The organism is Kluyvera ascorbata, from assembly GCF_023195735.1.
In the GTDB taxonomy this organism is placed as follows: domain Bacteria; phylum Pseudomonadota; class Gammaproteobacteria; order Enterobacterales; family Enterobacteriaceae; genus Kluyvera; species Kluyvera ascorbata.
Genome location: NZ_CP096201.1, coordinates 710,536 through 736,228 on the forward strand (window position 1 = coordinate 710,536; position 25,693 = coordinate 736,228).

Here is a 25,693-nt window from a genome sequence, read left to right on the forward strand (position 1 = left end):
GAGTGAGATGACGCAATCTGAGTATCAGAACCCGATTTTGTGCGCGGACTATTCCGACCCGGATATCGTCCGAGTTGGGGACGACTTTTTTATGGTCTCTTCCAGCTTTAACCATATGCCCGCGCTGCCGATTCTGCATTCAACGGACCTGATCAACTGGCAGATTATTAACCACGTCTTTGATGCGCTGCCGCTGCCCGGCTATGACGAATATCAGCCGGGAAAAGGTGTATGGGCCCCATCAATTCGCTGGCATGACAACAAGCTATGGGTGTTTTTCAGCACGCCGGATGAGGGAATCTTCATGTGTCAGACCGACGATCCCTGGGGAACATGGAGCGTACCGTACTGCGTGCAACCGGCGAAAGGCTGGATTGATCCTTGTCCATTCTGGGACGACAACGGTGACGCCTGGCTGGTGCATGCCTTTGCTCATAGCCGCAGCGGCATCAAGCACAAGCTTCAGTTGTTTGCCATGTCCCCGGATGGGACTTCCCTGCTTGGCGAAGGTCGTATCATTTATGACGGTAGCTGCGATCAGCCGACGCTGGAAGGGCCGAAGGTCTACAAGCGCGACGGGTGGTATTACATTTTCGCCCCGGCGGGCAGCGTGGAGACGGGCTGGGAAACTGTGCTGCGCGCCCGCACTATGGCCGGCCCGTGGGAGGCCAGAAATGTGTTGTTCCAGGGCGATACACCGGTGAATGGCCCGCATCAGGGCGGTTGGGTGGAACTGGATGACGGCGAATGCTGGTTTGTGCATTTCCAGGATGCGCACCTCTACGGACGTATTGTCCACCTGCAGCCGATGCGCTGGGAACAGGACGGTTGGCCACGTATCGGTGAGCCGATGGGTGGTGAAGGGGAAGGTCAGCCAGTGATGCGCTGGCCGCGCCCGGCAAGCCTGCCGCCATCGGCACGACGCTTGCCGCAAACCGATGACGATTTTGCGCGAGGCGTGCCTGGTTTACAGTGGCAGTGGCAGGCGAACCCTAATCCTGGTTGGCTGTTGCCGGGAAGTCATCAACTGAATTTACGTTGTTATCCGCTGGTGCAGACTGAGGGTAAAAGTAATCTTTACTGGCAGCCGAATCTGCTTTTGCAAAAATTCCCGGCGTGGCAGTTTACTGCCCGAACGGCGTTGACGCTAAACGCAGCGGGAAATGGCGATAGCGGCGGCCTGATTATTTACGGTGAGCGCTACGCGGCGCTGCTGCTTGAAAAGCAGGGCGGATATCATCAGTTACTTTGGGTCACTGGCTGGATGAGCGATGCCGGCGTGGTGCGCGAAAGCCGTCGGGTCATTGCGCAGATAAATAGCGCATCGTGCGCGTTTAGTGTTAGCGTCACCCACGGAGGCATTTGCAGTTTCGCCTGGTGTGAACAAGGGGGAATCTGGCAGCCGGTGACGCCAGTCTTTGCGGCGGGAAAAGGTAAGTGGGTCGGCGCGAAAATCGGGCTAGTGGCGCTTGCGCTTGAGGCGGATTCACCGCAGGGGTCTTGTGCTTTTGACTATTTCGCGACGGATATCACCGGTTGAACGGGAGGTTTTTCGTCTTCTTTATCCAGTTTAAGGATGACGTTTGAGGTGCGGTAATCACCATCCGCGAGGCCGCGGCTGATTTCAAGCGTTGCGGTTTCGCGGCTCAGCACATGCTGATAGCAGGATTCGGTGTGGGCGAGAATTTTATCGCGCAGGTGCGGGTAACGTTCCATCACTTCGCAAAGGGCTGCGCCAAAGATCTCTTCTTTGACCTGATAGGCATAAATCTCGCGGCGGTTTTTCCACTTCATTTTGACCAGCGCGGCGGTGAGCGGGACGGAAGGGCTGGAGATACGCCGACCCTCAGCGCTTTTTTCGTCGCGCAGCGCCTGAAGGTTACGCTGAAGAAGCGTCTCATCGCTTATCTGTGGGCTTAACGATATATTAGCCTGATTAACATCGACAAGTTTCATACTTACTTATCCGTTAAATTATAAAACAGCGGTGTGACTTTTTCCTGCGTCATTAAATTAAGCCAAATTTCATTGCCATTATCATTTATCTCCTGGGTTTTTAACTCAATAATTTGACTTAACTCCAGTGAAGAGATCTCTCCCTGAACAACCAGGTTATTTAGCATAAGGGCAAAGGCTTCAATTTTCGCGACGCGATATAATCTATCCTTTATATGACGGTCACGCTCTTCCAGCAATGGGTTACGTGATTGGCCACCGCTTATCAATATCTCATCCTGCCAGTCTGCAAGGGTAGCCTTCTCCGGCTCTGCCTGCGTGCTGGCCTTCATATCCTGCGGCTCAGCCTCTATGGCTGGGATACAGAAACGGGCTGGGATAAGGGTTTCAGCAATCATATACCTGTCATCTTTCGAGGGGCTGGAAAGTGTTTTTTATTATAGTGAGGTTCGTTGACATTATCATGGCGCACTTTTAAAATCAAAAAAAGTGGAGAAAACCATGAGCGGTATTATTTATTTTGTGATGGTGTTACTGCTACTCACCGGCGTTATTTTAATTTTTCTGTATGGTCAAAATAACGAGTCATCCGATACCAATAATGAAACCGTTGCCCCTTTGGCCCCTGCGCCGCTCAGCAAAGATGAAGGTGAAAACCATTTTGCCAGCTTGATGAGCAGCATCACTCCCGTGTGGTATTGGCGTATTAATCATGAGTATATCGACTTTCTGCAATCAACCATTAAGCGGATGTCGATAGACGAATTAAAAGAAACCCCAGGGCTGTTTGAAGCGCAGGATCGCTGCCGTAATCTGAACGGGGCGGTTTATGAATATTATGATGAAATCAAACGCCGCTGCCTGAAAGGTGAGCGCGTTGCGCCGGTTGATCCGGTGGTACAGAGTTTAAAACAGTGCTATCAGGAGTTCGCCAACGAAGCCTATCCGGAGCTGGTGGGGCTGGTGTGGCCAGACTATCAGCGACCGTTTATTCGCCCTCATGATGTGTGAATACATCTGTTGTTATGATGTTGCATAGTTGCGATATACTGGGTCGAATTTGACTGACGAACAGGACGCTATGGAACGTTTTCTGGAAAATGCGATGTACGCATCGCGATGGATTCTGGCCCCGGTATACTTTGGCCTTTCGCTGGCGCTGCTGGCATTATCTCTGAAGTTTTTTCAGGAGATTTTTCACGTATTGCCGAACATTTTCAGCATGGCAGAAGCTGACCTTATTCTGATGCTGCTGTCGTTGGTGGATATGACGCTGGTGGGTGGCCTGCTGGTAATGGTGATGTTTTCGGGCTATGAAAACTTTGTGTCGCAGCTGGATATCAGCGAGCACAAAGAGAAGCTTAACTGGCTGGGCAAAATGGATGCCACCTCGTTGAAAAACAAGGTCGCAGCATCGATTGTCGCCATTTCCTCTATTCACCTGCTGCGCGTGTTTATGGACGCCAAAAACGTGCCGGACAACAAGCTGATGTGGTATGTCATTATCCACCTGACGTTTGTACTGTCGGCGTTTGTGATGGGTTATCTCGATAGCCTGACTCGCGGGAAAAAATAACGATATAAATACCTTATCCGGTACGTTTGTAGGCCGGATAAGGCATCGCCGCCATTCGGCAATGTGCGCCGGGCTGCCTGATGGCGCTACGCTTATCAGGCCTACATGTTCATACTTTTACTTATCTGACGACGCCTGCCACAGATTCAACTGCCCATCTGCAACATGCTTATCAATCTGCGCCAGCTCTTCTGCCGAGAAGCTCAAGTTTTCCAGTGCCTTCACGTTCTCTTCAATTTGCTCCGGGCGACTCGCGCCAATCAGCACGGAGGTCACGCGACGGTCTTTCAGCAGCCAGCTTAGCGCCATCTGCGCCATCGACTGACCGCGCTGCTGCGCCATGTCGTTCAGCAAACGCAGGCTGTTGAGATTGCTCTCGCTCAGCATCTTCTCCGTCAGACCGCGCGCTTTTTTGCCTTCCGTCTGCATGCGAGAACCTTCCGGAATACCGTTCAGGTATTTGCCGGTCAGCAGCCCCTGCGCGAGAGGAGTAAAGGCAATACAGCCCACGCCGTTTTGCTCAAGCGTATCCAGCAGGCCGCTCTTATCCACCCAGCGGTTCAGCAGGTTGTAAGATGGCTGATGAATTAACAGCGGAATTTTCCACTCACGCAGCAGTTCCACCATCGCCTGAGTACGTTCGGAAGAATAAGAAGAGATACCGACGTAAAGCGCTTTACCGCTCTGCACCGCCTGCGCTAATGCCGCCGCGGTCTCTTCCATCGGTGTTTTCTCATCAACGCGGTGGGAATAGAAGATATCAACGTACTCTAGCCCCATACGCTGCAGGCTTTGATCGAGGCTCGCCAGCAGATATTTACGTGAACCGCCGGAGCCGTATGGCCCAGGCCACATATCGTAACCGGCCTTGGTGGAGATAATCAGTTCGTCACGATAGCCCGCAAAATCCTCTCGTAGCAGGCGGCCAAAGTTTTCCTCTGCGCTGCCCGGCGGCGGCCCATAGTTATTCGCAAGGTCGAAATGGGTTATACCGCAGTCGAAGGCTTTGCGCAGCAGGGCACGCTGGCCGTCGAGGGCGCTGATATGGCCGAAACTGTGCCATAGGCCGAGGGACAGTGCAGGAAGCTGCAACCCGCTGCGGCCGCAGTAGCGATACTGCATCTGTTCGTAACGGGCTGGGTTTGCTTGCCAGGCCATAAGGTCTCCTTCTCTTTTTATTTTGAAACACTGTTCCTAGCGTACTTATTTTTGTGATTAATGCCCGTTGTGCCGATCACATTGTCGGGGTTGGGATGAAAAAGACGCGCTTTATTCCTCTTAGGGGGTAGCCCTTAAATAGCGCTACCATCGCTCAAAAAATCGCTATATAATTTTATATATAACGATTGAGGGCGTAGAGATGGATAACCATTTTGGCAAAGGGTTAATTGCGGGACTGAAGGCACCTTATGCCGACAGCGCGCAGAAGGTCATCGGTTTTTGCACCGACTATAAGCGTGGCTTTGTGCTGGGTTTTTCGCACCGTATGTTTGAGAAAACCGGCGATCGCCAGCTGAGTGCCTGGGAGGCGGGCGTGTTGACGCGCCGCTACGGGCTGGATAAAGAGATGGTGATGGATTTCTTTAAAGAGCACGATTCCAGCACCACCGTTCGCTACTTTATGGCGGGCTACCGGCTGGAAGGTCAATAAAACCGGGTGCCTGGCACCCGGTTTCTCATCATGATTGCTGACGCTTGTCTTCGGTATTGGTATCGAAGTCACTGGCGTCATGACGCTCGTGCAGCTGTTCGTTCAGCGGGCCGTTGGTGCGGTTAACAATACGACCGCGCTTCACTCCCGGACGGCTGGCGATGTCCTGCGCCCAACGCATGACGTTCTTGTAGCTCTGTGCATCCAGGAACTCGTCCGCCCCATACACGTTGCCCAACACCACGTTGCCGTACCATGGCCAGATGGCGATGTCGGCGATAGTGTACTCTTCGCCCGCCACATAGCGCCCACGAGCCAACTGTTTATCCAGGACGTCTAACTGACGCTTCGCTTCCATGGTGAAGCGGTCAATCGCGTACTCAATCTTCACCGGCGCATAGTTATAAAAGTGACCAAAACCGCCGCCGAGGAACGGGGCTGAGCCCTGTAGCCAGAATAGCCAGTTCAGCGTTTCGGTGCGCCCTGCCGGATCTTTTGGCAGGAAGTGACCGAATTTCTCCGCCAGATAGAGCAGAATATTGCCGGACTCAAACACGCGAGTCGGCGGCGTGGTGGAATGGTCGCTAAGGGCGGGAATTTTCGAGTTTGGGTTTACTTCGACAAAGCCGCTGGAGAACTGATCGCCCTCGCCAATGCGAATCAGCCATGCATCGTATTCTGCCTGCGTAACGCCTGCCGCCAGCAGCTCTTCCAGCATAATCGTGACTTTCTGGCCGTTGGGCGTGCCCAGAGAGTAAAGCTGGAGCGGGTGATGGCCCACCGGCAGCGCTTGTTCATGAGTGGCACCGGAAATCGGGCGGTTAATATTGGCAAATGCGCCGCCGTTGTTTTGCTTCCATTCCCACACTTTGGGTGGCTGATAGGTGTTCTCTGACATAATCGCTCGCCTTATTTTGATGATGTGTTGAGGTAGTGAAGTTTAGCAGCTTCAGGCAAAAATCCGTGCCGCCCAGACGCTGACGTCGTCACCGCTGCCCAGATCCGGCTGTACCAGGCCGTTGACCATAAAGGTGGGGGAGACGTGAATGCCGTTCTGGCGCGCGTATCTAGCGTGCCATTTAATTTCTTTTTGCAGCTCAGGTTCAGCGAACGCCGCGGCTAACGGTACGCCGCTGTAGCGCTCAATCCTCGCGATAATCTCCTGCGGCGTGGCGTCCATATTCGGGCCGCTGCAGTGGTCGGTAAACTCAAACTCTTCGCGATGATCGGCAACCGCTTTCATCACCTTATGCGCCGCCGCTTTACCGTCGGGTAGCGTAGAGGCGGCAAGAATACAGCGCACAATCACGCCGGAAAACAGATGCCACGGCTGCGACTGCAAACGAATTTTGACGCTGACATTCTCTTCACCGACGAGGTCGAGCAGCGCGTCCAGCTTGTTGAAAGTCTTAACGGAAAATGGGCAGGTGGGTTCCAGAAACACTTCGAAGGTACGTGTTCCATGGCCCCAGACTAGCGGCTGTGCCTGTAAACTCATGTGGACTCCTGATGTTTTTAAAGTGCATTTTGGGGATGAAAATTTTTGCCTCTGATGGGTCATCCTCGCATACACGGGTGTATGATTAATCCACTTTTGTTGGATTAATTTCAACGTGCGGGCGAGAAAATCGCACGGTATGTTTGAGGAAGGTTCATGAGCAAGGGAAGTACCAATAGTGACGCCCCATTTGGCACGTTGTTGGGGTATGCGCCGGGTGGCGTAGCGATTTACTCTTCAAATTACAGCAGCTTAAAACCGGGCGACATGCCTGATGACGCATCGTTTCGTAGCTATATCGACAACGAATACATGGGCCACAAGTGGCAGTGCGTCGAGTTTGCCCGCCGTTTCCTGTTTATCAACTACGGATTTGTCTTCACCGACGTTGGCATGGCCTACGAGATTTTCTCGCTGCGCTATCTGCGTCAGGTGGTGAACGACGCCATTCTCCCGCTCCAGGCCTTCGCTAACGGTTCTCGCCGCGCGCCGCTCGTCGGCTCTTTGCTTATCTGGCAAAAGGGCGGTGAGTTTAATGAAACCGGCCACGTGGCGGTGGTGACCCAACTGCTGGGCAATAAGGTGCGTATTGCAGAACAGAATGTGCTGCACTCGCCGCTGCCCGCTGGCCAACAGTGGACCCGCGAACTGACGCTCGAAGTCAAAGACGGTCACTACACGCTGCAGGACACCTTTGACGACACCACCATTCTGGGTTGGATGATTCAGACCGATGATGCGCGCTACGGCCTGCCGCAGCCGGCGATTGCCGGTGAAGCGCTGAAGCTTGACGGGGCGCGCCTTGAGAACAACGGTCAGTTCGACGGCAAATGGCTGGACGAAAAAGACTCGCTCCAGCAGGCGTATATTGCCGCCAACGGTCATGTGATCAACGCCGATCCGTACCAGTACTTCACCATGACGGAAAGCGCCGAGCAGGAGCTGATTAAAGCGACCAACGAGATGCACCTGATGTATCTCCACGCCACCGACAAAGTGATGCGTGATGACAACCTGCTGGCGCTGTTCGACATCCCGAAAATCCTCTGGCCGCGTCTGCGCCTCTCCTGGCAGCGTCGTCGCCACGACATGATCACCGGGCGCATGGACTTCTGCATGGACGAGCGCGGGCTGAAGGTTTACGAATACAACGCCGACTCCGCCTCCTGCCATACCGAAGGTGGCCTGATCCTCGAACAATGGCTGAAAACGGGCTATCGCGGTAACGGTCACAACCCGGCTGAAGACCTGCTGGGCGAGCTGGTGGGCGCGTGGAAACACAGTCAGGCCAGACCGTTTGTGCACATCATGCAGGACAACGATCTGGAAGAGAATTACCACGCCCAGTTTATGCAGCGTGCCCTTGAGCAGGCGGGCTTTGAGAGCAAAATTCTTTATGGCCTCGACGAACTGCGCTGGGATGCCGCCGGTCAGCTGATTGATGGTGATGGTCGTCTGGTAAACTGCGTATGGAAAACCTGGGCGTGGGAAACCGCCATCGAGCAGGTGCGTGAAGTCGACGAAGATGAATATGCCGCCGTGCCGATTCGTACCGGTAACCCGGATAACGAAGTGCGCCTGATTGACGTGCTGCTGCGCCCGGAAGTGATGGTCTTTGAACCGCTGTGGACGGTTATTCCTGGCAACAAAGCCATTCTGCCGGTGCTGTGGTCACTGTTCCCTAACCATCCTTATCTGCTGGATACGGATTTCGAAGTTAGTGAACATCTGGCAAAAACGGGTTATGCGATTAAGCCTATTTCCGGCCGCTGCGGCAGTAATATCGACCTGGTCAGCGGCAACGATCGGCTGCTGGACCAAACCAGCGGTAAATTTGTTGATAGAAAAAATATTTACCAGCAACTTTGGTGCTTGCCAAACGTCGCAGGAAAATATATTCAAGTATGTACCTTTACCGTCGGCGGTAATTATGGCGGCACCTGTTTACGCGGTGACGAATCTCTGGTGATTAAGAAAGAGAGCGATATTGAGCCGCTGGTGGTAATAAAAGATAACGAATAAAGGTGAGTAGCCCGGACGAGGCGTTAAAAACGCCGACTCCGGGGATGTTCCCGGCGTCGCGAAGCTCTGCCGGGCTACGGTAAAAGAAAGCCTGCAATAAACACAACAACAAGACAGAAAAGGAAATGAATATGCACGATCGGCGACTCGCCGTGCGCGCGGGTGAACTCAAACCCTCCGCCGTCCGCGAACTCTTAAAACACAGTAAACTGCCCGGCGTGATTTCTCTTGGTGGCGGCATTCCTGCCCCGGAGCTTTTTGATACCGAAGGGCTGGAGCTGGCGGTGCAGAAGGTGATGAGCGAACGCTTTAACGACGCGTTCCAGTACGGTTTGACCGAAGGCTACCCGCCGCTGCGTCAGGCCGTCAGCGAACTGTGTCAGGCGCGCGGTGTGGCATGTCAGGCAAGTCACGTGTATATCACTTCGGGCTCGCAGCAGTCGCTGGATATCGTGGCCCGCACGCTGCTCGATCCGGGCGATGCGATTGTCGTTGAACGCCCAACCTATCTGGCGGCGCTGCAGGTCTTCCAACTGGCGCAGGCCAACATTCTGAGCGTCGATACCGACGATAACGGCATGCTGGTAGAACAGCTTGCTGAGCTGCTTTCCACCACTCGTGTGAAAGCCGTTTACCTGGTGCCTACCTTTGGCAACCCAGGCGGTAAAACCCTGAGCGATGACCGTCGTCGTCGTCTGGTAGAACTGGCGAAGCAGCATGATTTCGTCATTATTGAAGACGACCCGTACGGTGAAATTAGCTTTACCGATGAAGTACAGCGCCCGCTGTACCAACACGCGGTTGAATTGGGTTGTGAAGATCAGGTGGTCTACACCTCGACCTTCTCCAAAATTCTGGCGCCGGGTATGCGTATTGGCTGGATTGTGATGCCGGACTGGCTGGCGCAGCAGACGGTTATCGTTAAGCAAGCCGCTGATTTGCACACCAATATGTTGTCGCAGGTGATCACCGCCGAGTACCTGAGCCTGGGCCGTCTGGAAAACCAGATTGCGCTCATTCGCGAAGACTACCGTAAGAAGTGTGATGCGCTGGCCGACGCGCTGGAAAGCCGTCTGGGCGAGCATCTGGAGTTCAGTCGCCCTAAGGGGGGGATGTTCCTATGGGCGCGCTTCCGCTATCCGTTCGATACCATGAAATGGCTGGAAAAAACGCTGGAAAACGGCGTGGTATATGTGCCGGGGGAAGCGTTCTATAACGATAATCCAGACACCCGTACTCTGCGCCTGTCGTACTCGACGGTCTCGCAGGAAGGGCTGATGACCGCCGTGGAACGCCTGGCGAAGTCACTGTAATTCTGTTTTGCTCCGCGCTGCTGTTCAGCGCGGAGTCTCTTCTCTTATTCCTGGTCGGCAATCCGGTCATCAAGCCAGATAAGCATCAGCGACGCCAGAAAGGCGGCGGCCCCAGTACCAATAAATAACAACATAAAAATATCCCGATTTATTCTTCTTATTATTCTGCTGTTTCCGCAGCGTGATTATTTCTATCCGTGAGGGTTATTTTAATATCATGTGGGGCGGTGGCGAGGGTAAAGAAACTATCGGCATCAATATCGAAATCAAGAATAATTTCCTTATATTTTCCACTGGAAATTAATTCGTTCGCTTCACTAATACTGTTGGCTGTAATGGTAGACATCGTAGGACCCTATTAGAAAACTCTCAAGAAAATAAGAGCTAGCGCTTATCAGATCAACTACTTTTTCCTGGAGTGTTTATCAGATGAAATCCTGATGATGTTAACGGGCAAAACATAATGTCTGATTTAACTTAAGCGGCAGATTATCGTTTCACTATTGCATTTTTATCCGATGAAATCTGGCCAGAAAAGAGCGCTATCTGCTACCTGAAGGGAACCGTCATCTAACCCGTTCATTGTAGAGTCTGCGTACCTCGTGAAGAGGAAATCTTTACGCCGATGAACTTGCTACCGTATTCCCCATTGTAATTGGGTGCAAAATAAGCGGTAAAAATGAGCAATGTCGTTCCTGGTGTAAGCGGCTATCAAGGGCCAGCGGGTGGATGGGGGGCCGTCAAAGCGGTGGCTGCCTCAGTGTTTTCACAAAAAGCCGTCGCGCGTGACATCATCGCGATGTTCCGCATGAATCAGGTCAAAGGCTTTGATTGCCCGGGCTGCGCCTGGCCTGACCCTGGACACCGTTCACACATGGAGCTTTGCGAAAACGGTGTGAAGGCCGTTTCCTGGGAAACCACCAGTAAGAAAGCTTCGCCGGAATTTTTCCGCCAGCATACGGTTGCTGAGCTGTGGCACTACAGCGACTATGAGCTGGAAAATATTGGCCGTTTGACGCACCCGATGAAGTACGACGCCGCGACCGACACCTGGCAGGCCGTTGAGTGGCAGGTTGCTTTTGCCGACATCGGCGAACAGCTGCGCAATATGGCTTCTCCGGAACAGGTAGAGTTTTATACCTCCGGGCGTACCTCCAACGAAGCGGCATTCCTGTATCAGCTTTTTGCCCGCGAATATGGCAGCAGTAATTTCCCGGACTGTTCCAATATGTGCCATGGGCCGACCAGCGCCGGCCTGACGCCCTCTATTGGTTTGGGGAAAGGCACCGTCGAACTGGACGACTTTGAACACTGCGACCTGGTGATTTGCATCGGGCACAATCCTGGCACCAACCATCCGCGTATGCTCACCACGCTCCGTGAAGTGGCGCAGCGTGGTGCCCGCATTATCTCCATCAACCCATTGGCGGAAAGGGGGCTTGAGCGCTTTAGCTTCCCACAAAGCCCGACGGATATGCTCCAGGGGCACGCGACGACGCTGAGCAACGAGTACTACCAGGTGAAAATGGGCGGCGATGCCTCGCTGCTCAAAGGCGTCATGAAAGCGCTGATTGAGATGGATGAAGCCCGTATTTTGCTTGGCCAGGAACCGTGCCTCGACCGCGCGTTTTTGGCTGAGCATACCCACGGCTATCAGGAACTGTATGACGATCTGCACCGCTGTAGCTGGGCGGAACTGGAACTCGACTCAGGGCTAAGCCGTAGCCAGATGGAAGATCTCGCGGATCGTTACGATAAATCTAACGCCACCATTATTTGCTATGGGTTAGGTATCACCCAGCACAAGAACGGTACCGAGAACGTTCAGCAGCTGGTGAACCTGCTGTTGCTGAAGGGCAATATGGGTAAGAAAGGGGCGGGGATCTGCCCGCTGCGTGGTCATTCCAACGTGCAGGGTGACCGATCGGTAGGCATTAACGAAGCGGCATCAGAAGAATTTCTGGTACGACTGGAAGGACGCTTTAACATCAGCGTTTCTCGCAAACACGGTCGCTCCAGCGTAGAGAGCATTCGCGCCATCGAACGTGGCGATGCTAAAGCGCTGATCTGCATGGGCGGTAATCTGGCGGTGGCGATGCCGAATCCGCAGCGAACCTTCGAGGCGATGAAAAAGCTCGAACTGCAGGTACACGTCGCCACGAAACTTAACCGCTCGCATCTGCTGATGGCGAAGCACAACTATCTGCTACCGGCGCTGGGCCGTACGGAACGTGACATGCAGGCCAGCGGGATTCAGTCGGTTACCGTCGAAGATTCCATGTCGATGGTGCACGCTTCCTGCGGAGCGCTGAAACCGGCCTCGCGTTGGCTGAAATCAGAACCGGCGATTGTAGCGGAAATGGCGCGTGCCACGTTGCCGAACTCTCCGGTGAACTGGGAAGCGATGATCGGCGACTATGCGCTGATTCGCGATGCCATTGCCGATGTTATCCCCGCATTTTCCGGCTATAACGCCCGTATTGCTGAGCCGGGCGGTTTTCGCATGGATACGCCGGCCTCGCGCCGTGAGTGGAAGACGGCAACGGGTAAGGCCAACTTTGTGGTAAGCCGCGAGCGTGCCGTCGAACGTCAGAATCAACCCGCGGATTCGCTGGTGCTGGCAACACTGCGTAGCCACGATCAGTACAACACCACCATTTACGGTATGAATGACCGCTACCGTGGGATCACGGGCCGCCGCGATGTAGCGTTCCTGAGCCAGGCAGAAGCGGATGCTCGCGGGCTGGTGGAAGGTGATGTCATTAATATTCAGGCGTTGGACGATAGCGGTACACCGAGTACCGATCGGGTGATGTATGGGTTAACGGTGGTTATCTACAGCATGGCAGCAGGTTCCATTGGCGCTTATTTACCGGAGGCCAACGTATTGCTGTCGCTCGATGCCGTCGATACGCAGAGTCTGACGCCTGCCTACAAGAGCGTGCCGGTGCTTATCCGTAAAGCATAAGCCTCGTCTTCACCGCCAAAAACCAGCCTTCCGGCTGGTTTTGTTGTTTCTGGACATCGTGCTTTCGGTAATGAGATTAATTCTCAAATAACGCTTTACAGTCAAATTTTAAAGATGTATTTTAAATGCATCTTATGAAGCGGAGGTCATTATGAGCCATCTCAGAATTCCAAAAAACTGGACCATCAAGCGTTCCACCCCGTTCTTTACTAAAGACAACGTGCCTGCCGCACTGCTCAGCCACCACAACACCGCTGCCGGTATTTTTGGCCAGCTCTGCGTCATGGAAGGGACGGTAACCTACTACGGTTTCGCCAACGGCGAGGCCACCGAGCCAGAGGTTAAAGTGGTGATTAATGCCGGTAGCTTTGCAACCAGCCCGCCGCAGTACTGGCACCGTATCGAGATGACCGATGATGCGCAGTTCAACATCAACTTCTGGGCCGAGCCTGAATTCTCCGGCGACGAAGTCTACAGCGCGAAAAAATCCTAACTCTGCGGCTTCCCCATCATTGTTGATGGGGAAGCCCTTCCGATAGTGTAATACGCCATGATGTCATTCTTCACAAACCCATCGACGCGAGTCGATTACGGCGAGCAAGAGTGCTGCCGCGACCAACCTTTACTCCACGCTGCCGAATATCAGGAATATCTATACTGTGAGGGGCCAGCCTGCCCCGCCAGCCACACGGAGCGTCCTGCTGACGCCGCGCCAATTCGTTAATTCATCAGGGTGTCTAAATGAAGATTGTTGCTATTGAGGCAAATATTGCCGCAGGTAAAACCACGCTGCTTGATCCTCTGGCTCAGGCGCTATCCAAGAAAACGGGCGCCAGTTGGAAAGTTATTCGAGAGCCGGTGGATGAAGACCCGGTGTTTCTCGAACTGCTGCAGGTCTTCGTCGAAAATCCCCGCGATGCGGATGTGAGGGTGGCATTCCAGCTTTATATTACCCGCAGTCGACAGGCGCTTTTACAGGATATTCCTGACGGTAACTATGTGATTGAGCGTTCGCTGTTTAGCGATATTGTGTTCTGCCACGTTAACTTCCTGATGACCGAACAGCCTTCGGCTCGCTATATGTCCTATTTCTATCAAATTAAGCATTACCTGAAGCGCTACCCGCAGATTGACCTGGTGGTGTATGTCGACCGGGACGTGGAGTCATGCTTTAACGCCTGTATGGCGCGGGGGCGGGCGGGGGAGAGCGAATATACGCTGGACTATTTTGCCGACCTTAAAGCCTTCCACGATGCCTGCCTGCCGCAGATAACCCGCCAGTACGGATCTAAATTGCTGACGCATCGCGTAGAGTCAGGGTTTGCCTGCCCGGAAACGCTGGCAGATGCCGTCATTGAAAGCCTGAAATAGTAACGATAAATCTATTCCATGGCGCAGCGCCTATAGGGAGGCTGCGCCTGACGTCCTCGATCATTTCCCGCCGTTCTCTATTCCTCCTTGCTGCAAAGCAGCGTCTATACTCCCATTGAGGGGGTTATTACGACAATAACTACCCTTAATAGGCTAAATTTATTGGCTTAATTTGGCGTGGGTCAATAAATGTATTTTTGTTCCATCTTCGTTAATTGATCTAGATCAATTTATATGAATGTGAAAAATAAGTTAAATTATGAATCTGAACACGCTCTTTACATAAAATTACAAATCTGATGGCGGACGTACCAGTAAGCGTAAGATCTTATTAATAGAAAAATCCTAAAAATTGATTATCTATTTCATTGATCTTCTTGTTTTTATTAAATAATTGATCGATTAAGACGATCTATATTCATTAAATCAATTGATTATAACTATCAATAATAATTAATTGATCGTTTTTGACGATATATATTCACTGTGTATATAATTAAACCGAAATTTAGCTAACGGATTTATAGAATCAGGAACAACAAATATTAGATAAAAACTCAGAACAGGACGTTGGGGTAATATATGAGACAATGTGTTATCTCGGATAACAGTTTTTTTCTTTTGGCATTACAGGATGATGATGTTATCCAGGATGGCAACGTTTCAACGATCCACTCTCGGCAATTGCGGTCGAAGTGCTACTTACGCGCATCGGTTCGAGATATCTTCGTTGTTTATATTTCAGATGTTGTAGAGCGACATCGGATACTTAGTTTATTGGCTTCACCGACTTCTCGTTGTCGAATTGTACTGCTATACAAGATGGAAGCTTCTTCCGGGTACGATTTTCAGGGGCCTTTCCCTTGGTTAGTCTCTGAAAAAATAGGGTTTTCAGATCTTTATACATGCCTGTATAAAGCGAGTAAATCTATTTATGACCAGAGGGATTTCTCTGAGAAAGAGCTGATTGTTTTTCGCTACCTATGCGAAGGGTATTCAGTATCCCAAATAAATAAGTTAGAAGGATTCAGTGAAAAACATATTTATTATTTGAGACAGAAAACAAAAAGGATGTTTGGCTTACGCGGAAATAATGCTGCGGCTCTCTCTTTTTATCTCGATATTTCTAAGCTCAATCGACGGTGGTAGTGCCATTGCTGGTGGTCAGCAATGGCACTATTACTGTGAGAAAAGAAATTTCGCTTAAGTAATGAAAAAGTATCTGGTGATATTTCTGCTATCACCATCCATCGCTGTTTTTAACAAAATGAGAATAAGATTCTCTATTAATAAGGAGTAGGTTTTATGGGCATTAATAAGGTTGCGCTGGTCATTATCTCTGCACTGTCTATGGCTTCAACGGCTGCATTAGCAGCGGATACCACGACCGTAAATGGCGGTACCGTTCATTTCAAAGGTGAAGTGGTTAACGCGGCTTGTGCCGTTGATGCCGGTTCTATCGACCAGACGGTACAGATGGGTCAGGTACGCTCCGCAAAACTGGCGACCGCTGGCAGCACCAGCTCTGCTGTGGGCTTTAACATCCAGTTGAACGACTGCGATACCAGCGTTTCGACGAAAGCCTCCGTGGCTTTCTCCGGTGCCGCGATTGATACCACCAACACCACCGTTCTGGCGCTGCAGGGTTCAGCTTCCGGCGGCGCGACTAACGTCGGGATTCAGATCCTCGACAACAAAGGCAAACCGCTGGCATTGGATGGCGCAACCTTCAGCAGCGCGACCACGCTGAACGATGGCACCAACGTCATTCCATTCCAGGCTCGTTACTACGCTACTGGCGCGGCAACGGCGGGTGCGGCGAACGCCGACGCGACCTTCAAAGTACAGTACGAGTAATTCGTCCGGCAAGGATGCCACCAGGGCCAGGAAGGCCCGGTTATTCGTGAAGGGGTGGAGGGAATAAGTATGCAATGGATGAAATGGGGGCTGTTGGTTTCTTTGCTGCCGACCGTTGCTCAGGCTGGGAATCACTGGAACGTCACGGTGCCCGGCGGAAGTATGCGCTTTCAGGGCGTCATTATTGCCGAGGCCTGTAGCGTTGCCGCGAGTGACCGATTGATGACGGTAAAGATGGGGCAGGTTAGCAGCCATCGTTTTCATGCGGCAGGCGAAGAGTCTAATCCGATCGCTTTTGATATCCATCTTGAAGATTGTAGCACCGAGGTCAGCCAGCACGTTGGCGTGTCATTTCAGGGCGTCGCGAGCGGTAAAGACCCCGATGTGCTCTCCGTGGGTGAGGGCGCGGGAATCGCGACCGGTATTGGTATTGCGCTGTTTGATGCTCAAGGCGAGCTCATTCCTCTTAATCAGGAACCCCGTCGTTGGGTACGGCTTAACGATGGAGCGAACACGCTGCATTTTGTAGCGAAGTACCGCTCAACGGACCGTCAGGTCGTCGGCGGCACGGCTAATGCGCAAGCCTGGTTTGCTTTGACTTATCAGTAATTAACCGAACACAGGATATGACGGTGAGTACACCAAGGGTAAATATGAATAAAACGTTGATGATGGTGTTCGGAATGCTGTTTATGGCAGCCGGACTGGTTTCTCCTGCGCAGGCGGGAGTAGCGCTGGGTGCGACCCGGGTGATTTACCCTGCGGGACAAAAACAGGTTCAGCTGGCCGTCACCAATACCGATGAGAACGGCACTTTCCTTATCCAGTCATGGGTGGAAAACGCAGCGGGTACTAAAGACGGGCGCTTTGTGGTGACGCCGCCGCTGTTTGCGATGCAGGGGAAAAAAGAGAATACCCTGCGTATCCTCGACGCCTCAAATAACCAGTTGCCGCAGGATAGAGAAAGTCTGTTCTGGATGAACGTCAAAGCGATTCCCTCGATGGACAAATCAAAGCTCAACGACAACACCCTGCAACTGGCCATTATCAGCCGCATTAAGCTTTATTACCGCCCGGCAAATCTGGCGATGCCGCCGGAAGAAGCTCGCGAAAAGCTGACGTTTCGTCGTAGCGCCGGCAAGCTCACGCTGGTCAACCCTACGCCGTACTATCTGACGGTGACTGAACTCAATGCGGGCACTCGAGTGCTGGATAACGCATTGGTTCCACCTATGGGCGAAACCAGCGTGAAGATTCCGGATGATGCGGGCGCAGAGATTACCTACAGAACCATCAATGACTACGGTGCACTGACGCCGCGCGTTATCGGCGTGATGCGCTAAACAACGGGAACTCCCCGTATCCCTTGAACAGAATAAGAACAGACAGCCGGGCGATGTCGAACCGGAGGGACTATGTCATATCTGAAATTTGGCCTCGACCATTTGCAGGCCCGACGCATACGGCTGACGCAACTCTCCGTTGTGACTTTGCTTGCATCACCGGTCTTTCTGGCTCAGGCGGAGCTCTACTTTAACCCGCGCTTTCTGGCCGACGACCCCTCAGCCGTTGCGGATCTCTCCAGCTTTGAGAAGGGGCAGGAGCTGCCGCCGGGCACCTATCGTGTTGATATTTATTTGAACGATGGTTTTATGACGAGTCGCGATGTCACCTTCAGCGCCGGTGAAGACGGCCACGGTTTGATGCCGTGCCTGACGCGCGGCCAGCTTGCCAACATGGGGCTTAATACGGCGTCGATTAAGGGAATGGATGCGCTGGAGCCTGACGCCTGCGTCCCGTTTACGGCCATGATCAAAGAGGCGACCGTTCGTTTAGACGTGGGTTTGCAGCGCCTGTATCTGACCATTCCACAGGCCTTTATGGGGAATCAGGCGCGTGGATATATTTCACCGGAGCTGTGGGATAACGGGATTACCGCCGGACTGCTGAACTACAACTTCACCGGCAATAACGTCCAGAATCGCGTCGGCGGCAGCAGCCAGTACGCCTATTTGAACCTGCAAAGCGGGCTCAACGTTGGCGCGTGGCGGCTGCGTGATAACAGCACCTGGAGCTACAGCAGCGGTTCGTCGAGCGAGAATAAATGGCAGCACGTCAACACCTGGCTGGAGCGGGATATCACCCCGTTCCGTTCGCGCTTGACGCTTGGCGACAGCTACACCAACGGCGACGTTTTTGACGGCATTAACTTCCGCGGCGCACAGCTGGCGTCCGATGACAATATGCTGCCGGACAGCCAGAAAGGCTTTGCGCCGGTGATTCACGGTATTGCGCGCGGGACGGCGCAGGTCTCTATCAAACAGAACGGCTATGAGATTTATCACAGCACGGTGCCACCGGGCCCCTTCACCATTAACGATCTCTATGCGGCCGGTAACGGCGGCGATCTCCAGGTGGCTATCAAAGAGGCGGACGGCAGCGTTCAGAGCTTCACCGTGCCGTACTCGTCTGTGCCTGTATTGCAACGTGAAGGCCACACGCGCTACGCGCTGACCGCCGGGAAATACCGCAGCGGCAACGATCTCCAGGAAGATCCTACGTTCTTTCAAAGTACGCTGATGCACGGTTTACCGGCAGGATGGACGCTTTATGGCGGCACCCAGCTGGCGGACCGTTATCGCGCCTTTAACCTCGGCGTCGGGAAAAACATGGGTGAGCTGGGCGCGCTGTCGGTGGATATCACCCAGGCCAACGCCACGCTGCCTGATGACAGCCAACAGCAGGGCCAGTCGGTACGATTTCTCTATAACAAGTCGCTCAGCGATCTTGGCACCAATATCCAGCTGGTGGGCTACCGCTACTCTACGCAGGGCTATTACGGCTTTGCCGATACCACCTATCAGCGCATGAGCGGCCATAGCGTGGTGACTGAAGATGGGCCTGTCTACGTGAAGCCGAAATTCACCGACTACTACAACCTGGCTTACAGCAAACGCGGCAAAGTGCAGGTCAGCGTAACCCAACAGTTGGGGCGCACGGCGACCCTGTATTTAAGCGGTAGCCGCCAAAGCTACTGGGGAACCGATAACACGGACGAACAGTTCCAGGCCGGTTTAAATACCGCCGTCAACGACATCAACTGGACGCTGAGCTACAGCTTGACCAAAAACGCCTGGCAGGACGGGCGTGACCAGATGCTGGCCGTGAACGTTAACATTCCGTTCAGCCATTGGCTGCGTTCCGATAGCCAATCCGTCTGGCGTCACGCCAGCGCCAGCTACAGCATGTCTGACGATCTCAACGGTCGCACGAGCAACCTGGCCGGGCTGTACGGCACGCTGCTGGACGATAACAACCTGAGCTATAGCGTGCAGACCGGCTACGCCAGCGGCGGGGAAGGCAGCAGCGGCGGCACCGGCTATGCGGCGCTGAACTATCGCGGTGGCTATGGCAACGCAAACGTCGGTTACAGCCACAGCGACGGCATGAAACAGCTCTATTACGGCATGAGCGGCGGCGTGCTGGCGCATGCCAATGGGGTGACGCTGAGCCAACCGCTGAACGATACGGTTGTGCTGGTCAGCGCGCCGGGCGCGGAAGGGACCAGAGTCGAAAACCAGACCGGGGTGCGCACCGACTGGCGTGGCTACGCCGTCCTGCCGTACGCCACTGAATACCGGGAAAACCGCGTGGCGCTCGATACCAACTCACTGGCCGATAACGTCGATTTAGACGATGCGGTGGTCAATGTGGTGCCAACCCACGGTGCGATTGTGCGGGCGCAATTCAAACCCCGTGTTGGGATGAAGCTGTTAATGACGCTGACCCACAACGGCAAGATGGTGCCGTTTGGTGCGATGGTCACGTCGACTGACAGCCAGAACAGCAGCATCGTGGCGGATAACGGCCTCGTGTACCTGAGCGGGATGCCGCTCGCCGGGAAGGTTCAGGCGGTATGGGGCGAAGGCGACGATGCCCGCTGCGTGGCGGACTACCGCATCCCGAATGAGAGCCAGGAACAGACGCTGATTCAGCTATCGGCCGTGTGCCGCTAAGGACAGAAGAATGAGAACCCCCTTTTACGTATTCAGCGTGTGTTTGGCGCTGACGGCTACCTGCGCGCTGGCGGCGGATAGCACGATAACCATCACCGGCAACGTCAGGGATAACGGCTGCGCCGTGGCGGGCGAGTCGAAGGACTTTACCGTCGACCTGATGAACAACGCTGCCAAACAGTTCAACGCCGTTGGCGCAACCACGCCCGCCGTACCGTTTCGCATCGTGCTCTCGCCGTGCGGCGGGGCGGTTTCCGCCGTGAAGGTTGGGTTTATCGGCGTGGCGGATAACGGCAATACCAGCCTGTTAAAGCTGGACAACGGCGCGTCTGCCGCGGCAGGAATGGGGATTCAGATCCTCGATGGGCAGCAGACCATGCTACCGCTTAACGCCACGTCATCGACCATTGCGTGGACGACGCTCACGCCTGGCCAGACTAACACGCTGAATTTTTACGCCCGCCTGATGGCAACGCAGGTTCCGGTCACCCCCGGCCACGTTAACGCCACGGCGACGTTCACTCTTGAATTTCAGTAAGCGGAGGCGCAGATGAAACGGTTTTATTACGGCTGGCTGTGGGCGTTCGCGCTGGCGGCGGTCTCTTCGGCGCTATGGGCTGCCGATGTCACCATTACCGTTAACGGCAAAGTGGTGGCGAAGCCGTGCACGGTATCGACCACTAACGCCAACGTTGAGCTTGGCGACCTCTATACCTTTAGCCTGCTTTCCGCTGGTTCCGCCTCCGCGTGGCACAGCGTGGCGCTTGAACTCAGCAACTGCCCGGTCGGCACGTCGCGGGTGATCGCCAGCTTTAGCGGCACGGCTGATGCCACCGGCTATTACCAGAACCAGGGGACCGCCAAAAACATCCAGCTTGAGCTACAGGATGACGGCGGAAATACGCTGAACACCGGCGCGACCACGACGGTGACGGTGGAAGAAGCATCGCAGTCCGCGCGCTTCCCGCTAAAGGTGAGGGCACTGTCGGTTAACGGTGGCGCGACCCAGGGAACCATTAAGACGGTCATCAACGTCACCTATACCTACGCGTGACCAGGAGAAGAAAGTAATGAAGAATGTGATAGCTTTACTGACGACGCTGCTGCTGGCTAGCTGGTCGTTTAACGCCTGGTCGTTTGCCTGTAAGACCGCCAACGGTACGACGATCCCCATTGGCGGCGGCAGTGCCAACGTCTACGTGGACCTCGCACCCGCGGTCAACGTCGGGCAAAACCTGGTGGTCGATCTCTCGACGCAGATTTTTTGCCATAACGACTACCCGGAGACCATCACCGACTACGTGACGCTGCAGCGCGGCTCGGCCTACGGCGGGGTGCTGTCGAGCTTCTCCGGCACCGTGAAATACAACGGGACCAGCTACCCGTTTCCTACCACCACCGAAACCTCGCGCCTGATCTATAACTCCAGAACCGACAAGCCTTGGCCTACGGTGCTTTACCTGACGCCAATTAGCTCCGCCGGTGGCGTGGCGATTAGCGCTGGTACGCTTATCGCGGTGCTGATCCTGCGTCAGACCAACAACAAAAACAGCGATGATTTCCAGTTTGTCTGGAACATCTACGCCAATAACAACGTGGTGGTGCCGACGGGGGGCTGTGACGTCTCCGCACGTAATGTGACGGTGACGCTGCCGGATTATCCCGGCTCCACGGCCATTCCGCTGACGGTTTACTGCGCACAGAGCCAAAAGCTGGGCTACTACCTTTCAGGGACGACGGCGGATTCGGCGAACTCTATCTTTACCAACACTGCCTCGGCCTCACCGGCACAGGGGATTGGCGTGCAGCTTACGCGCAACGGCAGCGTGCTGCCGGCTAACAGCACGGTGTCGCTTGGCACGGTGACGACTTCCGCCGTCAGCCTGGGGTTAACGGCCAACTACGCGCGAACCAGCGGTCAGGTGACGGCGGGGAACGTGCAGTCGATTATTGGGGTAACGTTTGTTTATCAATGAGATAGAGAGAGAAGAAGCCATATTTGAAAGTTGCAAACGCAGAAAAGCAAAAACCCAGCCATAGGCTGGGTTCTTTAAATAGTGGTGCCCGGACTCGGAATTGATTTGGTTTTGTTATTTATTTGATAAGTATGGTTTTTACCGTGTTTCATAAAACCAGGGGCCCCCAGTAAGGCCCCCATCTGCAGCGCATCAAAATTTGACGGTTGAACGGGAATTTTTACGTTCATTTGAACTGTTTCTGATGGCATGGTGCTCTGACCATTTACGGAATCGCAGTGAGCATCATCCGTGTTTGAAAATGATACCATAATTTGGTTCCTTACTGTTTAGTGGGCAACGCCCCCGGATAGTGCCGGGCGATGATGTCATTCAGCTTATCGACCAGTTCCGGTCGCTTAAAGGTGATATGCGCCGTTCCCTTCTGAAAGTACTTGATCACAAACATCTCATCTTCATACCGTGGGGCATGCCTGTTTGCATCAATATGATCGCCGAGACGGCGGGTGACATCAGCGCGGTTATCGGGGACAGGCTTTCCATCAAGCAGCATCAGCATGCGCTCAAGGTCAGCTAACCGATCGCGCTGCCAGCCCCAGTTCAGACCAAATCCCCATCTGTCATATTTCACCAGGCCATTCACGATGATCTTTCTCCCAAACCTACAGGGGCTGTTTGTCTTAAAATTCCAGCTCAGACCCTTAAACACATTAATCACGCCACGTTCAAAGACTTCACCTTTATTCAGATGTAATTGTTTAAAAGTGCTAAGGATATTTTCTTCACTGATAGCAGGAATATCGTCTTTCTCCAGGCTGTTGTACCACTCGTTGCGGGCCTGTGCGTCCATGAGCGCCAGCATTCCAGACTTATTCATCAGGTCTTTCCAGATGCTGCGATCGATGTTGTGGGTAATGGCTTTCATCGCTGTTTCAGGTTTCTCCATCAGCCAGCAGTCGTAACGGTATTGCCGTACTCCCCATTCATTTGTTTTACCACCGCCGATGTCGCTGGTCAGCGTCGAGATATCGTCAAGTTGCTGTATCAGCGTTTCAATTTGCGCCAGCGCCGCGTTGCGTCCGGTGACGATACGTTCAATGCTGGTCGAGCAAATTACATCGGTATGGTCAGTTAACACTTCGGATTCGGTGAGAGTCAGTTCTGACATTTTTATTTCCTTTATATAAAGCAAAGCGCCAGCCGGATGAGGGCTAGCGCTGATATGCGTGTACGGGGATTATGATTTTTTGTCGTTGTGCAACTGCCGCAGGAGTCGAAGCGTCCGGACATCATTCCTTGCCTGGCGGACCCAGGGCAATAACATGGCGGAGTCGGTCTGGTCGTCGTCGTTATCGAAAATCAGTGAGCAATCGCAGTCAATGTTGTCCTGAAGCCAGTCAGTCAGAATATTCAGCGCTGCTTCTGTGGTGAGTGTCAGCATGAGATTACCTGTGATTGTATTGAGGGAAAGATTTACCAGTCGAAGGTTTCAAAGCCGGGCAGCAGGTCGCCTGCTGCATCCAGATGCAGAATATCGATCCCGTAACGTCGTATCAGCGTGGTCACTAATCGACGGCAGTCTTTTGAAAGCCCCATTCGCTTCAGTTCCAGCACCGGATATAAGCGAGCGTTGAGTCTGAGCAGATAACCGTAGCGGGTGTACAGTATCCAGTCGTTGTCGCCGCCGTCGTGGTGTTGAAGGGTTACCTGGTCAAGGATAGCGTTATCCTCACAGGTGATATGTGCCGTGCTGCAACACAGGCCAGGCAGACGAACAGAAGGGGGAAGAGGCGTTTCAACAATCAGCTTTCCGGGGGTATCAGCAATACGAAGTGAATAGCCGTTGTCACAGACCACATTGATCAGGTCGGTCAGCTCAATCCCGTCAATATCCACGGCGATCCGGCCCATGTTAAGGGCCAGTACATTAACGGTATCGGCTTCCACCGTCAGGGACAGCTTCATTGCTGCCCCCTGGATGACTGCCCACTGATGGCGCAAGTCACCGCCTTATAGCCGGTACGTTGCATCAGGCCGGTGGCCTTTCTGGCCCGGAGTATGTCAATAGCGCTGATGAACGGAGACTGATGCTGAATGGAGAAACCGGGACGATCAATTCGCACCAGTTCAGACTTTTCAACGAGAAAATTGAGTGCATCTGCCAGTGAAATCCCGGCGTCAATATGCTGATGGATCACATTGCCATCACCAAACTGTGTGTCGTTAAGCGAAAGGCCGTAATGCCTTTCCAGCAGATACGTAAGCAGAGTCTGCCAGATTTCAACGGGCGTCGGGCGTGGTGAGGCCTCCCGCGTTGAGGATAGTTGTCGGGTTTGCATAGCTGGATCTCTTTGTTGACGGGTAAAAACAAGGATAAGGAGTAAGAAACTTTACGCGGTTATTGCTGATGTCGGATAAATCGCCAGGTACACGTACCCATGCGACCCCAGCGTATCTGATTCACAGGTCAGCCCTTTCGCATACAGTGTGACGCAGTGCTGATGTCGGGGATTAAGCTCACCGGAAAGCAGCATCAGCTCCAGCTGCTTCATCAGAACCGGAAACGCCTGGTCGAGATGGCGTAAATCCGCATTGCTGAAGGTTCCTGTAATGCTGGCGCGGTCGGCCAGGTAATGCAGCCGGTTGCCCTCCTGCACTAGACGTGCGCCAAAACACGGGATGACTGCAGGCTTAAGCCCCCACCAGGGTTCGGTAATATCATGGCTTGCTACATTTGTTGGGTTTTGCATTTAAGTAATCCTTAATAGTGTGTTAATTCAGGCTAACACTGCGCAATACGACATAGGGACCGTTGCGGTCCTGACGACGTTCAGCGAAGACCGCGAGCACACCGCTGATATCCTGAACCTCCCGCCCGGCATAGTGGCAGACGCTGCCGGACCATTTATATTTACCCGTGCAGAAGCGAAATAACCGGGACTGCGGGTGCTGGCGGTATATCGCCATTGCCTGACGTTTCGGAATGATTTTCATCGCAATTTTCTCCTTAAAGCCAGCCTCTCTCAGAAAACGAGACGATCTCCATCCCGCCAACAACCAGATGATCCAGCAGGTGAATATCAACCAGATCCAGCGCCTGCTTAAGACGCTCGGTGATCCGCCTGTCCGCATCGCTGGGCTCTGCGTGCCCTGACGGGTGGCAGTGCGCGACGAGAATGGCAGCCGCGTTATGTTTCAGTGCTGCCTTCACCACCTCCCGTGGATGGACCTGTGTATGGTTGATGGTGCCGGTAAAGAGGGTTTCATGCGCAATCAGCCGGTGCTGGTTATCGAGGAAGAGCGCGGTAAATTCTTCACGCTCCTGTGTGGCAAGATGCAGGCGCAGCCAGTCCCGGACGGCATGGCTGGAAGTAAATGACACCCCGGGTTCACGTAGCTGGCGATCCAGCAGGGTGAGTGCCTCCCTGATGGTCTGTTGTGCGGATGCCGGTAATTCGGCGGCAAACAGCGGTAACTGTTGTTCCATGT

At 53.5% G+C, this 25,693-nt stretch carries 30 protein-coding genes; 16 read left to right on the forward strand and 14 right to left on the reverse strand.

All coding sequences use genetic code 11. The features are described from left to right. Window positions 1-7 precede the first annotated feature (7 nt). Entirely contained in the window at window positions 8-1,540 is a 1,533-nt protein-coding gene (locus tag MY052_RS03390) for a glycoside hydrolase family 43 protein (RefSeq protein WP_248538205.1), read from the forward strand. Here MY052_RS03390 and MY052_RS03395 read toward each other — a convergent pair. Both MY052_RS03395 and MY052_RS03400 read right to left on the reverse strand, forming a co-directional pair. Beyond that, complete coding sequence (locus MY052_RS03395) at window positions 1,513-1,956, reverse strand: hypothetical protein (RefSeq protein WP_051910718.1); 444 nt, start codon at window positions 1,954-1,956, stop codon at window positions 1,513-1,515. The two genes, MY052_RS03390 and MY052_RS03395, sit on opposite strands and share 28 nt — an antisense overlap. Before the next feature lie 2 nt (window positions 1,957-1,958). After that, window positions 1,959-2,354: a hypothetical protein gene (locus tag MY052_RS03400; RefSeq protein ID WP_035892078.1), complete on the reverse strand. Its 396-nt coding sequence runs from the start codon at window positions 2,352-2,354 to the stop codon at window positions 1,959-1,961. Window positions 2,355-2,457: 103 nt separating this feature from the next. Between MY052_RS03400 and MY052_RS03405 the strand changes: the two genes are divergently transcribed. Together MY052_RS03405 and MY052_RS03410 are read left to right on the forward strand one after the other, a co-directional pair. Further along, window positions 2,458-2,967, forward strand: a complete 510-nt coding sequence (locus tag MY052_RS03405) for an ESA_00282 family adhesion-associated protein (RefSeq protein WP_248538206.1) — start codon at window positions 2,458-2,460, stop codon at window positions 2,965-2,967. 70 nt (window positions 2,968-3,037) lie between these two features. After that, a complete protein-coding gene (locus MY052_RS03410; protein ID WP_035892075.1) occupies window positions 3,038-3,532 on the forward strand; it encodes a TIGR00645 family protein in 495 nt (164 codons plus the stop codon). Window positions 3,533-3,649: 117 nt separating this feature from the next. Here MY052_RS03410 and MY052_RS03415 read toward each other — a convergent pair whose 3' ends face one another. Then, window positions 3,650-4,690 (reverse strand): aldo/keto reductase, encoded by a 1,041-nt coding sequence (locus MY052_RS03415; RefSeq protein WP_123652377.1) that lies wholly within the window; start codon window positions 4,688-4,690, stop codon window positions 3,650-3,652. Window positions 4,691-4,892: 202 nt separating this feature from the next. On the opposite strand from MY052_RS03415, the gene MY052_RS03420 reads away from it, so the two are divergent. Next, complete coding sequence (locus MY052_RS03420) at window positions 4,893-5,183, forward strand: DUF2623 family protein (RefSeq protein WP_035892073.1); 291 nt, start codon at window positions 4,893-4,895, stop codon at window positions 5,181-5,183. A gap of 28 nt (window positions 5,184-5,211) precedes the next feature. On the opposite strand, the gene yghU is transcribed toward MY052_RS03420, so the two are convergent. Together yghU and MY052_RS03430 are read right to left on the reverse strand one after the other, a co-directional pair. Beyond that, window positions 5,212-6,081, reverse strand: a complete 870-nt coding sequence (gene yghU / locus MY052_RS03425) for a glutathione-dependent disulfide-bond oxidoreductase (RefSeq protein ID WP_248538207.1) — start codon at window positions 6,079-6,081, stop codon at window positions 5,212-5,214. A gap of 51 nt (window positions 6,082-6,132) precedes the next feature. Beyond that, window positions 6,133-6,681, reverse strand: a complete 549-nt coding sequence (locus tag MY052_RS03430; protein ID WP_248538208.1) for a DsbA family protein — start codon at window positions 6,679-6,681, stop codon at window positions 6,133-6,135. A 156-nt stretch (window positions 6,682-6,837) separates the two neighbouring features. Between MY052_RS03430 and gss the strand changes: the two genes are divergently transcribed. Together gss and MY052_RS03440 are read left to right on the forward strand one after the other, a co-directional pair. Beyond that, window positions 6,838-8,703, forward strand: a complete 1,866-nt coding sequence (gene gss / locus MY052_RS03435; protein ID WP_248538209.1) for a bifunctional glutathionylspermidine amidase/synthase — start codon at window positions 6,838-6,840, stop codon at window positions 8,701-8,703. A 131-nt stretch (window positions 8,704-8,834) separates the two neighbouring features. Beyond that, window positions 8,835-10,016 (forward strand): aminotransferase-like domain-containing protein, encoded by a 1,182-nt coding sequence (locus MY052_RS03440; protein WP_035892067.1) that lies wholly within the window; start codon window positions 8,835-8,837, stop codon window positions 10,014-10,016. A 160-nt stretch (window positions 10,017-10,176) separates the two neighbouring features. Here the strand turns inward: MY052_RS03440 and MY052_RS03445 are convergent, their stop codons facing one another. Then, window positions 10,177-10,362, reverse strand: a complete 186-nt coding sequence (locus MY052_RS03445) for a P-loop NTPase family protein (protein ID WP_035892066.1) — start codon at window positions 10,360-10,362, stop codon at window positions 10,177-10,179. 333 nt (window positions 10,363-10,695) lie between these two features. Here MY052_RS03445 and MY052_RS03450 point away from each other — a divergent pair, with 333 nt between their 5' ends. The 10 genes from MY052_RS03450 (at window position 10,696) to MY052_RS03495 (ending at window position 22,204) form a co-directional block, all read left to right on the forward strand. Beyond that, window positions 10,696-12,984, forward strand: coding sequence for an FdhF/YdeP family oxidoreductase (locus tag MY052_RS03450; RefSeq protein ID WP_248538210.1), 2,289 nt, complete (start codon window positions 10,696-10,698; stop codon window positions 12,982-12,984). A 151-nt stretch (window positions 12,985-13,135) separates the two neighbouring features. Further along, window positions 13,136-13,477, forward strand: coding sequence for a TehB family protein (locus tag MY052_RS03455; RefSeq protein WP_035892065.1), 342 nt, complete (start codon window positions 13,136-13,138; stop codon window positions 13,475-13,477). Between the two features lie 248 nt (window positions 13,478-13,725). Continuing rightward, complete coding sequence (locus tag MY052_RS03460; RefSeq protein ID WP_248538211.1) at window positions 13,726-14,355, forward strand: deoxynucleoside kinase; 630 nt, start codon at window positions 13,726-13,728, stop codon at window positions 14,353-14,355. Window positions 14,356-15,660: 1,305 nt separating this feature from the next. After that, window positions 15,661-16,212, forward strand: a complete 552-nt coding sequence (gene fimA / locus MY052_RS03465) for a type 1 fimbrial major subunit FimA (protein WP_035892063.1) — start codon at window positions 15,661-15,663, stop codon at window positions 16,210-16,212. 69 nt (window positions 16,213-16,281) lie between these two features. Beyond that, window positions 16,282-16,821, forward strand: coding sequence for a type 1 fimbrial minor subunit FimI (gene fimI / locus MY052_RS03470; protein ID WP_248538212.1), 540 nt, complete (start codon window positions 16,282-16,284; stop codon window positions 16,819-16,821). Between the two features lie 17 nt (window positions 16,822-16,838). Beyond that, the gene (locus tag MY052_RS03475) at window positions 16,839-17,555 is read left to right on the forward strand and encodes a fimbria/pilus periplasmic chaperone (protein ID WP_081918521.1); all 717 of its coding nucleotides are present in this window, start codon (window positions 16,839-16,841) and stop codon (window positions 17,553-17,555) included. 72 nt (window positions 17,556-17,627) lie between these two features. Further along, on the forward strand, window positions 17,628-20,228 hold the full coding sequence (locus MY052_RS03480; RefSeq protein ID WP_248538213.1) for a fimbrial biogenesis usher protein: 2,601 nt from the start codon (window positions 17,628-17,630) through the stop codon (window positions 20,226-20,228). Window positions 20,229-20,238: 10 nt separating this feature from the next. Next, a complete protein-coding gene (fimF, locus tag MY052_RS03485) occupies window positions 20,239-20,766 on the forward strand; it encodes a type 1 fimbrial adaptor subunit FimF (protein ID WP_248538214.1) in 528 nt (175 codons plus the stop codon). Window positions 20,767-20,778: 12 nt separating this feature from the next. Beyond that, window positions 20,779-21,282, forward strand: a complete 504-nt coding sequence (fimG, locus tag MY052_RS03490) for a type 1 fimbrial minor subunit FimG (protein WP_248538215.1) — start codon at window positions 20,779-20,781, stop codon at window positions 21,280-21,282. A gap of 16 nt (window positions 21,283-21,298) precedes the next feature. After that, window positions 21,299-22,204 carry a fimbrial protein gene (locus MY052_RS03495; RefSeq protein WP_248538216.1) on the forward strand — a complete coding sequence of 302 codons (906 nt, stop codon included), beginning with the start codon at window positions 21,299-21,301 and terminating at the stop codon, window positions 22,202-22,204. Window positions 22,205-22,278: 74 nt separating this feature from the next. On the opposite strand, the gene MY052_RS03500 is transcribed toward MY052_RS03495, so the two are convergent. The 8 genes from MY052_RS03500 to radC all read right to left on the reverse strand — a co-directional run bounded on the left by MY052_RS03500 (window position 22,279) and on the right by radC (window position 25,691). Then, on the reverse strand, window positions 22,279-22,515 hold the full coding sequence (locus MY052_RS03500; RefSeq protein WP_181638371.1) for a hypothetical protein: 237 nt from the start codon (window positions 22,513-22,515) through the stop codon (window positions 22,279-22,281). Between the two features lie 11 nt (window positions 22,516-22,526). After that, on the reverse strand, window positions 22,527-23,372 hold the full coding sequence (locus MY052_RS03505; protein ID WP_181638370.1) for a DUF4942 domain-containing protein: 846 nt from the start codon (window positions 23,370-23,372) through the stop codon (window positions 22,527-22,529). 69 nt (window positions 23,373-23,441) lie between these two features. After that, a complete protein-coding gene (locus MY052_RS03510) occupies window positions 23,442-23,645 on the reverse strand; it encodes a hypothetical protein (protein ID WP_181638369.1) in 204 nt (67 codons plus the stop codon). A 32-nt stretch (window positions 23,646-23,677) separates the two neighbouring features. After that, window positions 23,678-24,169, reverse strand: coding sequence for a DUF5983 family protein (locus tag MY052_RS03515; protein ID WP_181638368.1), 492 nt, complete (start codon window positions 24,167-24,169; stop codon window positions 23,678-23,680). After that, entirely contained in the window at window positions 24,166-24,543 is a 378-nt protein-coding gene (locus MY052_RS03520; protein ID WP_181638367.1) for a TA system toxin CbtA family protein, read from the reverse strand. Before MY052_RS03520 ends, MY052_RS03515 begins: the two co-directional genes overlap by 4 nt. Before the next feature lie 51 nt (window positions 24,544-24,594). Beyond that, complete coding sequence (locus MY052_RS03525) at window positions 24,595-24,954, reverse strand: type IV toxin-antitoxin system YeeU family antitoxin (RefSeq protein ID WP_181638366.1); 360 nt, start codon at window positions 24,952-24,954, stop codon at window positions 24,595-24,597. Between the two features lie 22 nt (window positions 24,955-24,976). Continuing rightward, window positions 24,977-25,198, reverse strand: a complete 222-nt coding sequence (locus MY052_RS03530; protein WP_181638365.1) for a DUF987 domain-containing protein — start codon at window positions 25,196-25,198, stop codon at window positions 24,977-24,979. A gap of 13 nt (window positions 25,199-25,211) precedes the next feature. After that, window positions 25,212-25,691 (reverse strand): RadC family protein, encoded by a 480-nt coding sequence (radC, locus tag MY052_RS03535; protein ID WP_181638364.1) that lies wholly within the window; start codon window positions 25,689-25,691, stop codon window positions 25,212-25,214. Between the last annotated feature and the right edge of the window lie 2 nt (window positions 25,692-25,693).

Bases quoted from the DNA above. Each gene is read 5' to 3' on its own strand.
- MY052_RS03395 (WP_051910718.1), bottom strand. From the start codon at position 1,956: ATGAAACTTGTCGATGTTAATCAGGCTAATATATCGTTAAGCCCACAG.
- radC (WP_181638364.1), bottom strand. From the start codon at position 25,691: ATGGAACAACAGTTACCGCTGTTTGCCGCCGAATTACCGGCATCCGCA.
- MY052_RS03500 (WP_181638371.1), bottom strand. From the start codon at position 22,515: ATGGTATCATTTTCAAACACGGATGATGCTCACTGCGATTCCGTAAAT.
- MY052_RS03450 (WP_248538210.1), top strand. From the start codon at position 10,696: ATGAGCAATGTCGTTCCTGGTGTAAGCGGCTATCAAGGGCCAGCGGGT.
- MY052_RS03415 (WP_123652377.1), bottom strand. From the start codon at position 4,690: ATGGCCTGGCAAGCAAACCCAGCCCGTTACGAACAGATGCAGTATCGC.
- MY052_RS03455 (WP_035892065.1), top strand. From the start codon at position 13,136: ATGAGCCATCTCAGAATTCCAAAAAACTGGACCATCAAGCGTTCCACC.
- MY052_RS03480 (WP_248538213.1), top strand. From the start codon at position 17,628: ATGTCATATCTGAAATTTGGCCTCGACCATTTGCAGGCCCGACGCATA.
- MY052_RS03430 (WP_248538208.1), bottom strand. From the start codon at position 6,681: ATGAGTTTACAGGCACAGCCGCTAGTCTGGGGCCATGGAACACGTACC.
- MY052_RS03400 (WP_035892078.1), bottom strand. From the start codon at position 2,354: ATGATTGCTGAAACCCTTATCCCAGCCCGTTTCTGTATCCCAGCCATA.
- MY052_RS03520 (WP_181638367.1), bottom strand. From the start codon at position 24,543: ATGCAAACCCGACAACTATCCTCAACGCGGGAGGCCTCACCACGCCCG.
- MY052_RS03410 (WP_035892075.1), top strand. From the start codon at position 3,038: ATGGAACGTTTTCTGGAAAATGCGATGTACGCATCGCGATGGATTCTG.
- fimA (WP_035892063.1), top strand. From the start codon at position 15,661: ATGGGCATTAATAAGGTTGCGCTGGTCATTATCTCTGCACTGTCTATG.
- MY052_RS03510 (WP_181638369.1), bottom strand. From the start codon at position 23,645: ATGCTGACACTCACCACAGAAGCAGCGCTGAATATTCTGACTGACTGG.
- fimI (WP_248538212.1), top strand. From the start codon at position 16,282: ATGCAATGGATGAAATGGGGGCTGTTGGTTTCTTTGCTGCCGACCGTT.
- MY052_RS03495 (WP_248538216.1), top strand. From the start codon at position 21,299: ATGAAGAATGTGATAGCTTTACTGACGACGCTGCTGCTGGCTAGCTGG.
- MY052_RS03515 (WP_181638368.1), bottom strand. From the start codon at position 24,169: ATGAAGCTGTCCCTGACGGTGGAAGCCGATACCGTTAATGTACTGGCC.
- MY052_RS03530 (WP_181638365.1), bottom strand. From the start codon at position 25,198: ATGAAAATCATTCCGAAACGTCAGGCAATGGCGATATACCGCCAGCAC.
- MY052_RS03505 (WP_181638370.1), bottom strand. From the start codon at position 23,372: ATGTCAGAACTGACTCTCACCGAATCCGAAGTGTTAACTGACCATACC.
- MY052_RS03405 (WP_248538206.1), top strand. From the start codon at position 2,458: ATGAGCGGTATTATTTATTTTGTGATGGTGTTACTGCTACTCACCGGC.
- MY052_RS03525 (WP_181638366.1), bottom strand. From the start codon at position 24,954: ATGCAAAACCCAACAAATGTAGCAAGCCATGATATTACCGAACCCTGG.
- MY052_RS03445 (WP_035892066.1), bottom strand. From the start codon at position 10,362: ATGTCTACCATTACAGCCAACAGTATTAGTGAAGCGAACGAATTAATT.
- MY052_RS03390 (WP_248538205.1), top strand. From the start codon at position 8: ATGACGCAATCTGAGTATCAGAACCCGATTTTGTGCGCGGACTATTCC.
- MY052_RS03440 (WP_035892067.1), top strand. From the start codon at position 8,835: ATGCACGATCGGCGACTCGCCGTGCGCGCGGGTGAACTCAAACCCTCC.
- MY052_RS03460 (WP_248538211.1), top strand. From the start codon at position 13,726: ATGAAGATTGTTGCTATTGAGGCAAATATTGCCGCAGGTAAAACCACG.
- MY052_RS03420 (WP_035892073.1), top strand. From the start codon at position 4,893: ATGGATAACCATTTTGGCAAAGGGTTAATTGCGGGACTGAAGGCACCT.
- MY052_RS03475 (WP_081918521.1), top strand. From the start codon at position 16,839: ATGACGGTGAGTACACCAAGGGTAAATATGAATAAAACGTTGATGATG.
- yghU (WP_248538207.1), bottom strand. From the start codon at position 6,081: ATGTCAGAGAACACCTATCAGCCACCCAAAGTGTGGGAATGGAAGCAA.
- fimF (WP_248538214.1), top strand. From the start codon at position 20,239: ATGAGAACCCCCTTTTACGTATTCAGCGTGTGTTTGGCGCTGACGGCT.
- fimG (WP_248538215.1), top strand. From the start codon at position 20,779: ATGAAACGGTTTTATTACGGCTGGCTGTGGGCGTTCGCGCTGGCGGCG.
- gss (WP_248538209.1), top strand. From the start codon at position 6,838: ATGAGCAAGGGAAGTACCAATAGTGACGCCCCATTTGGCACGTTGTTG.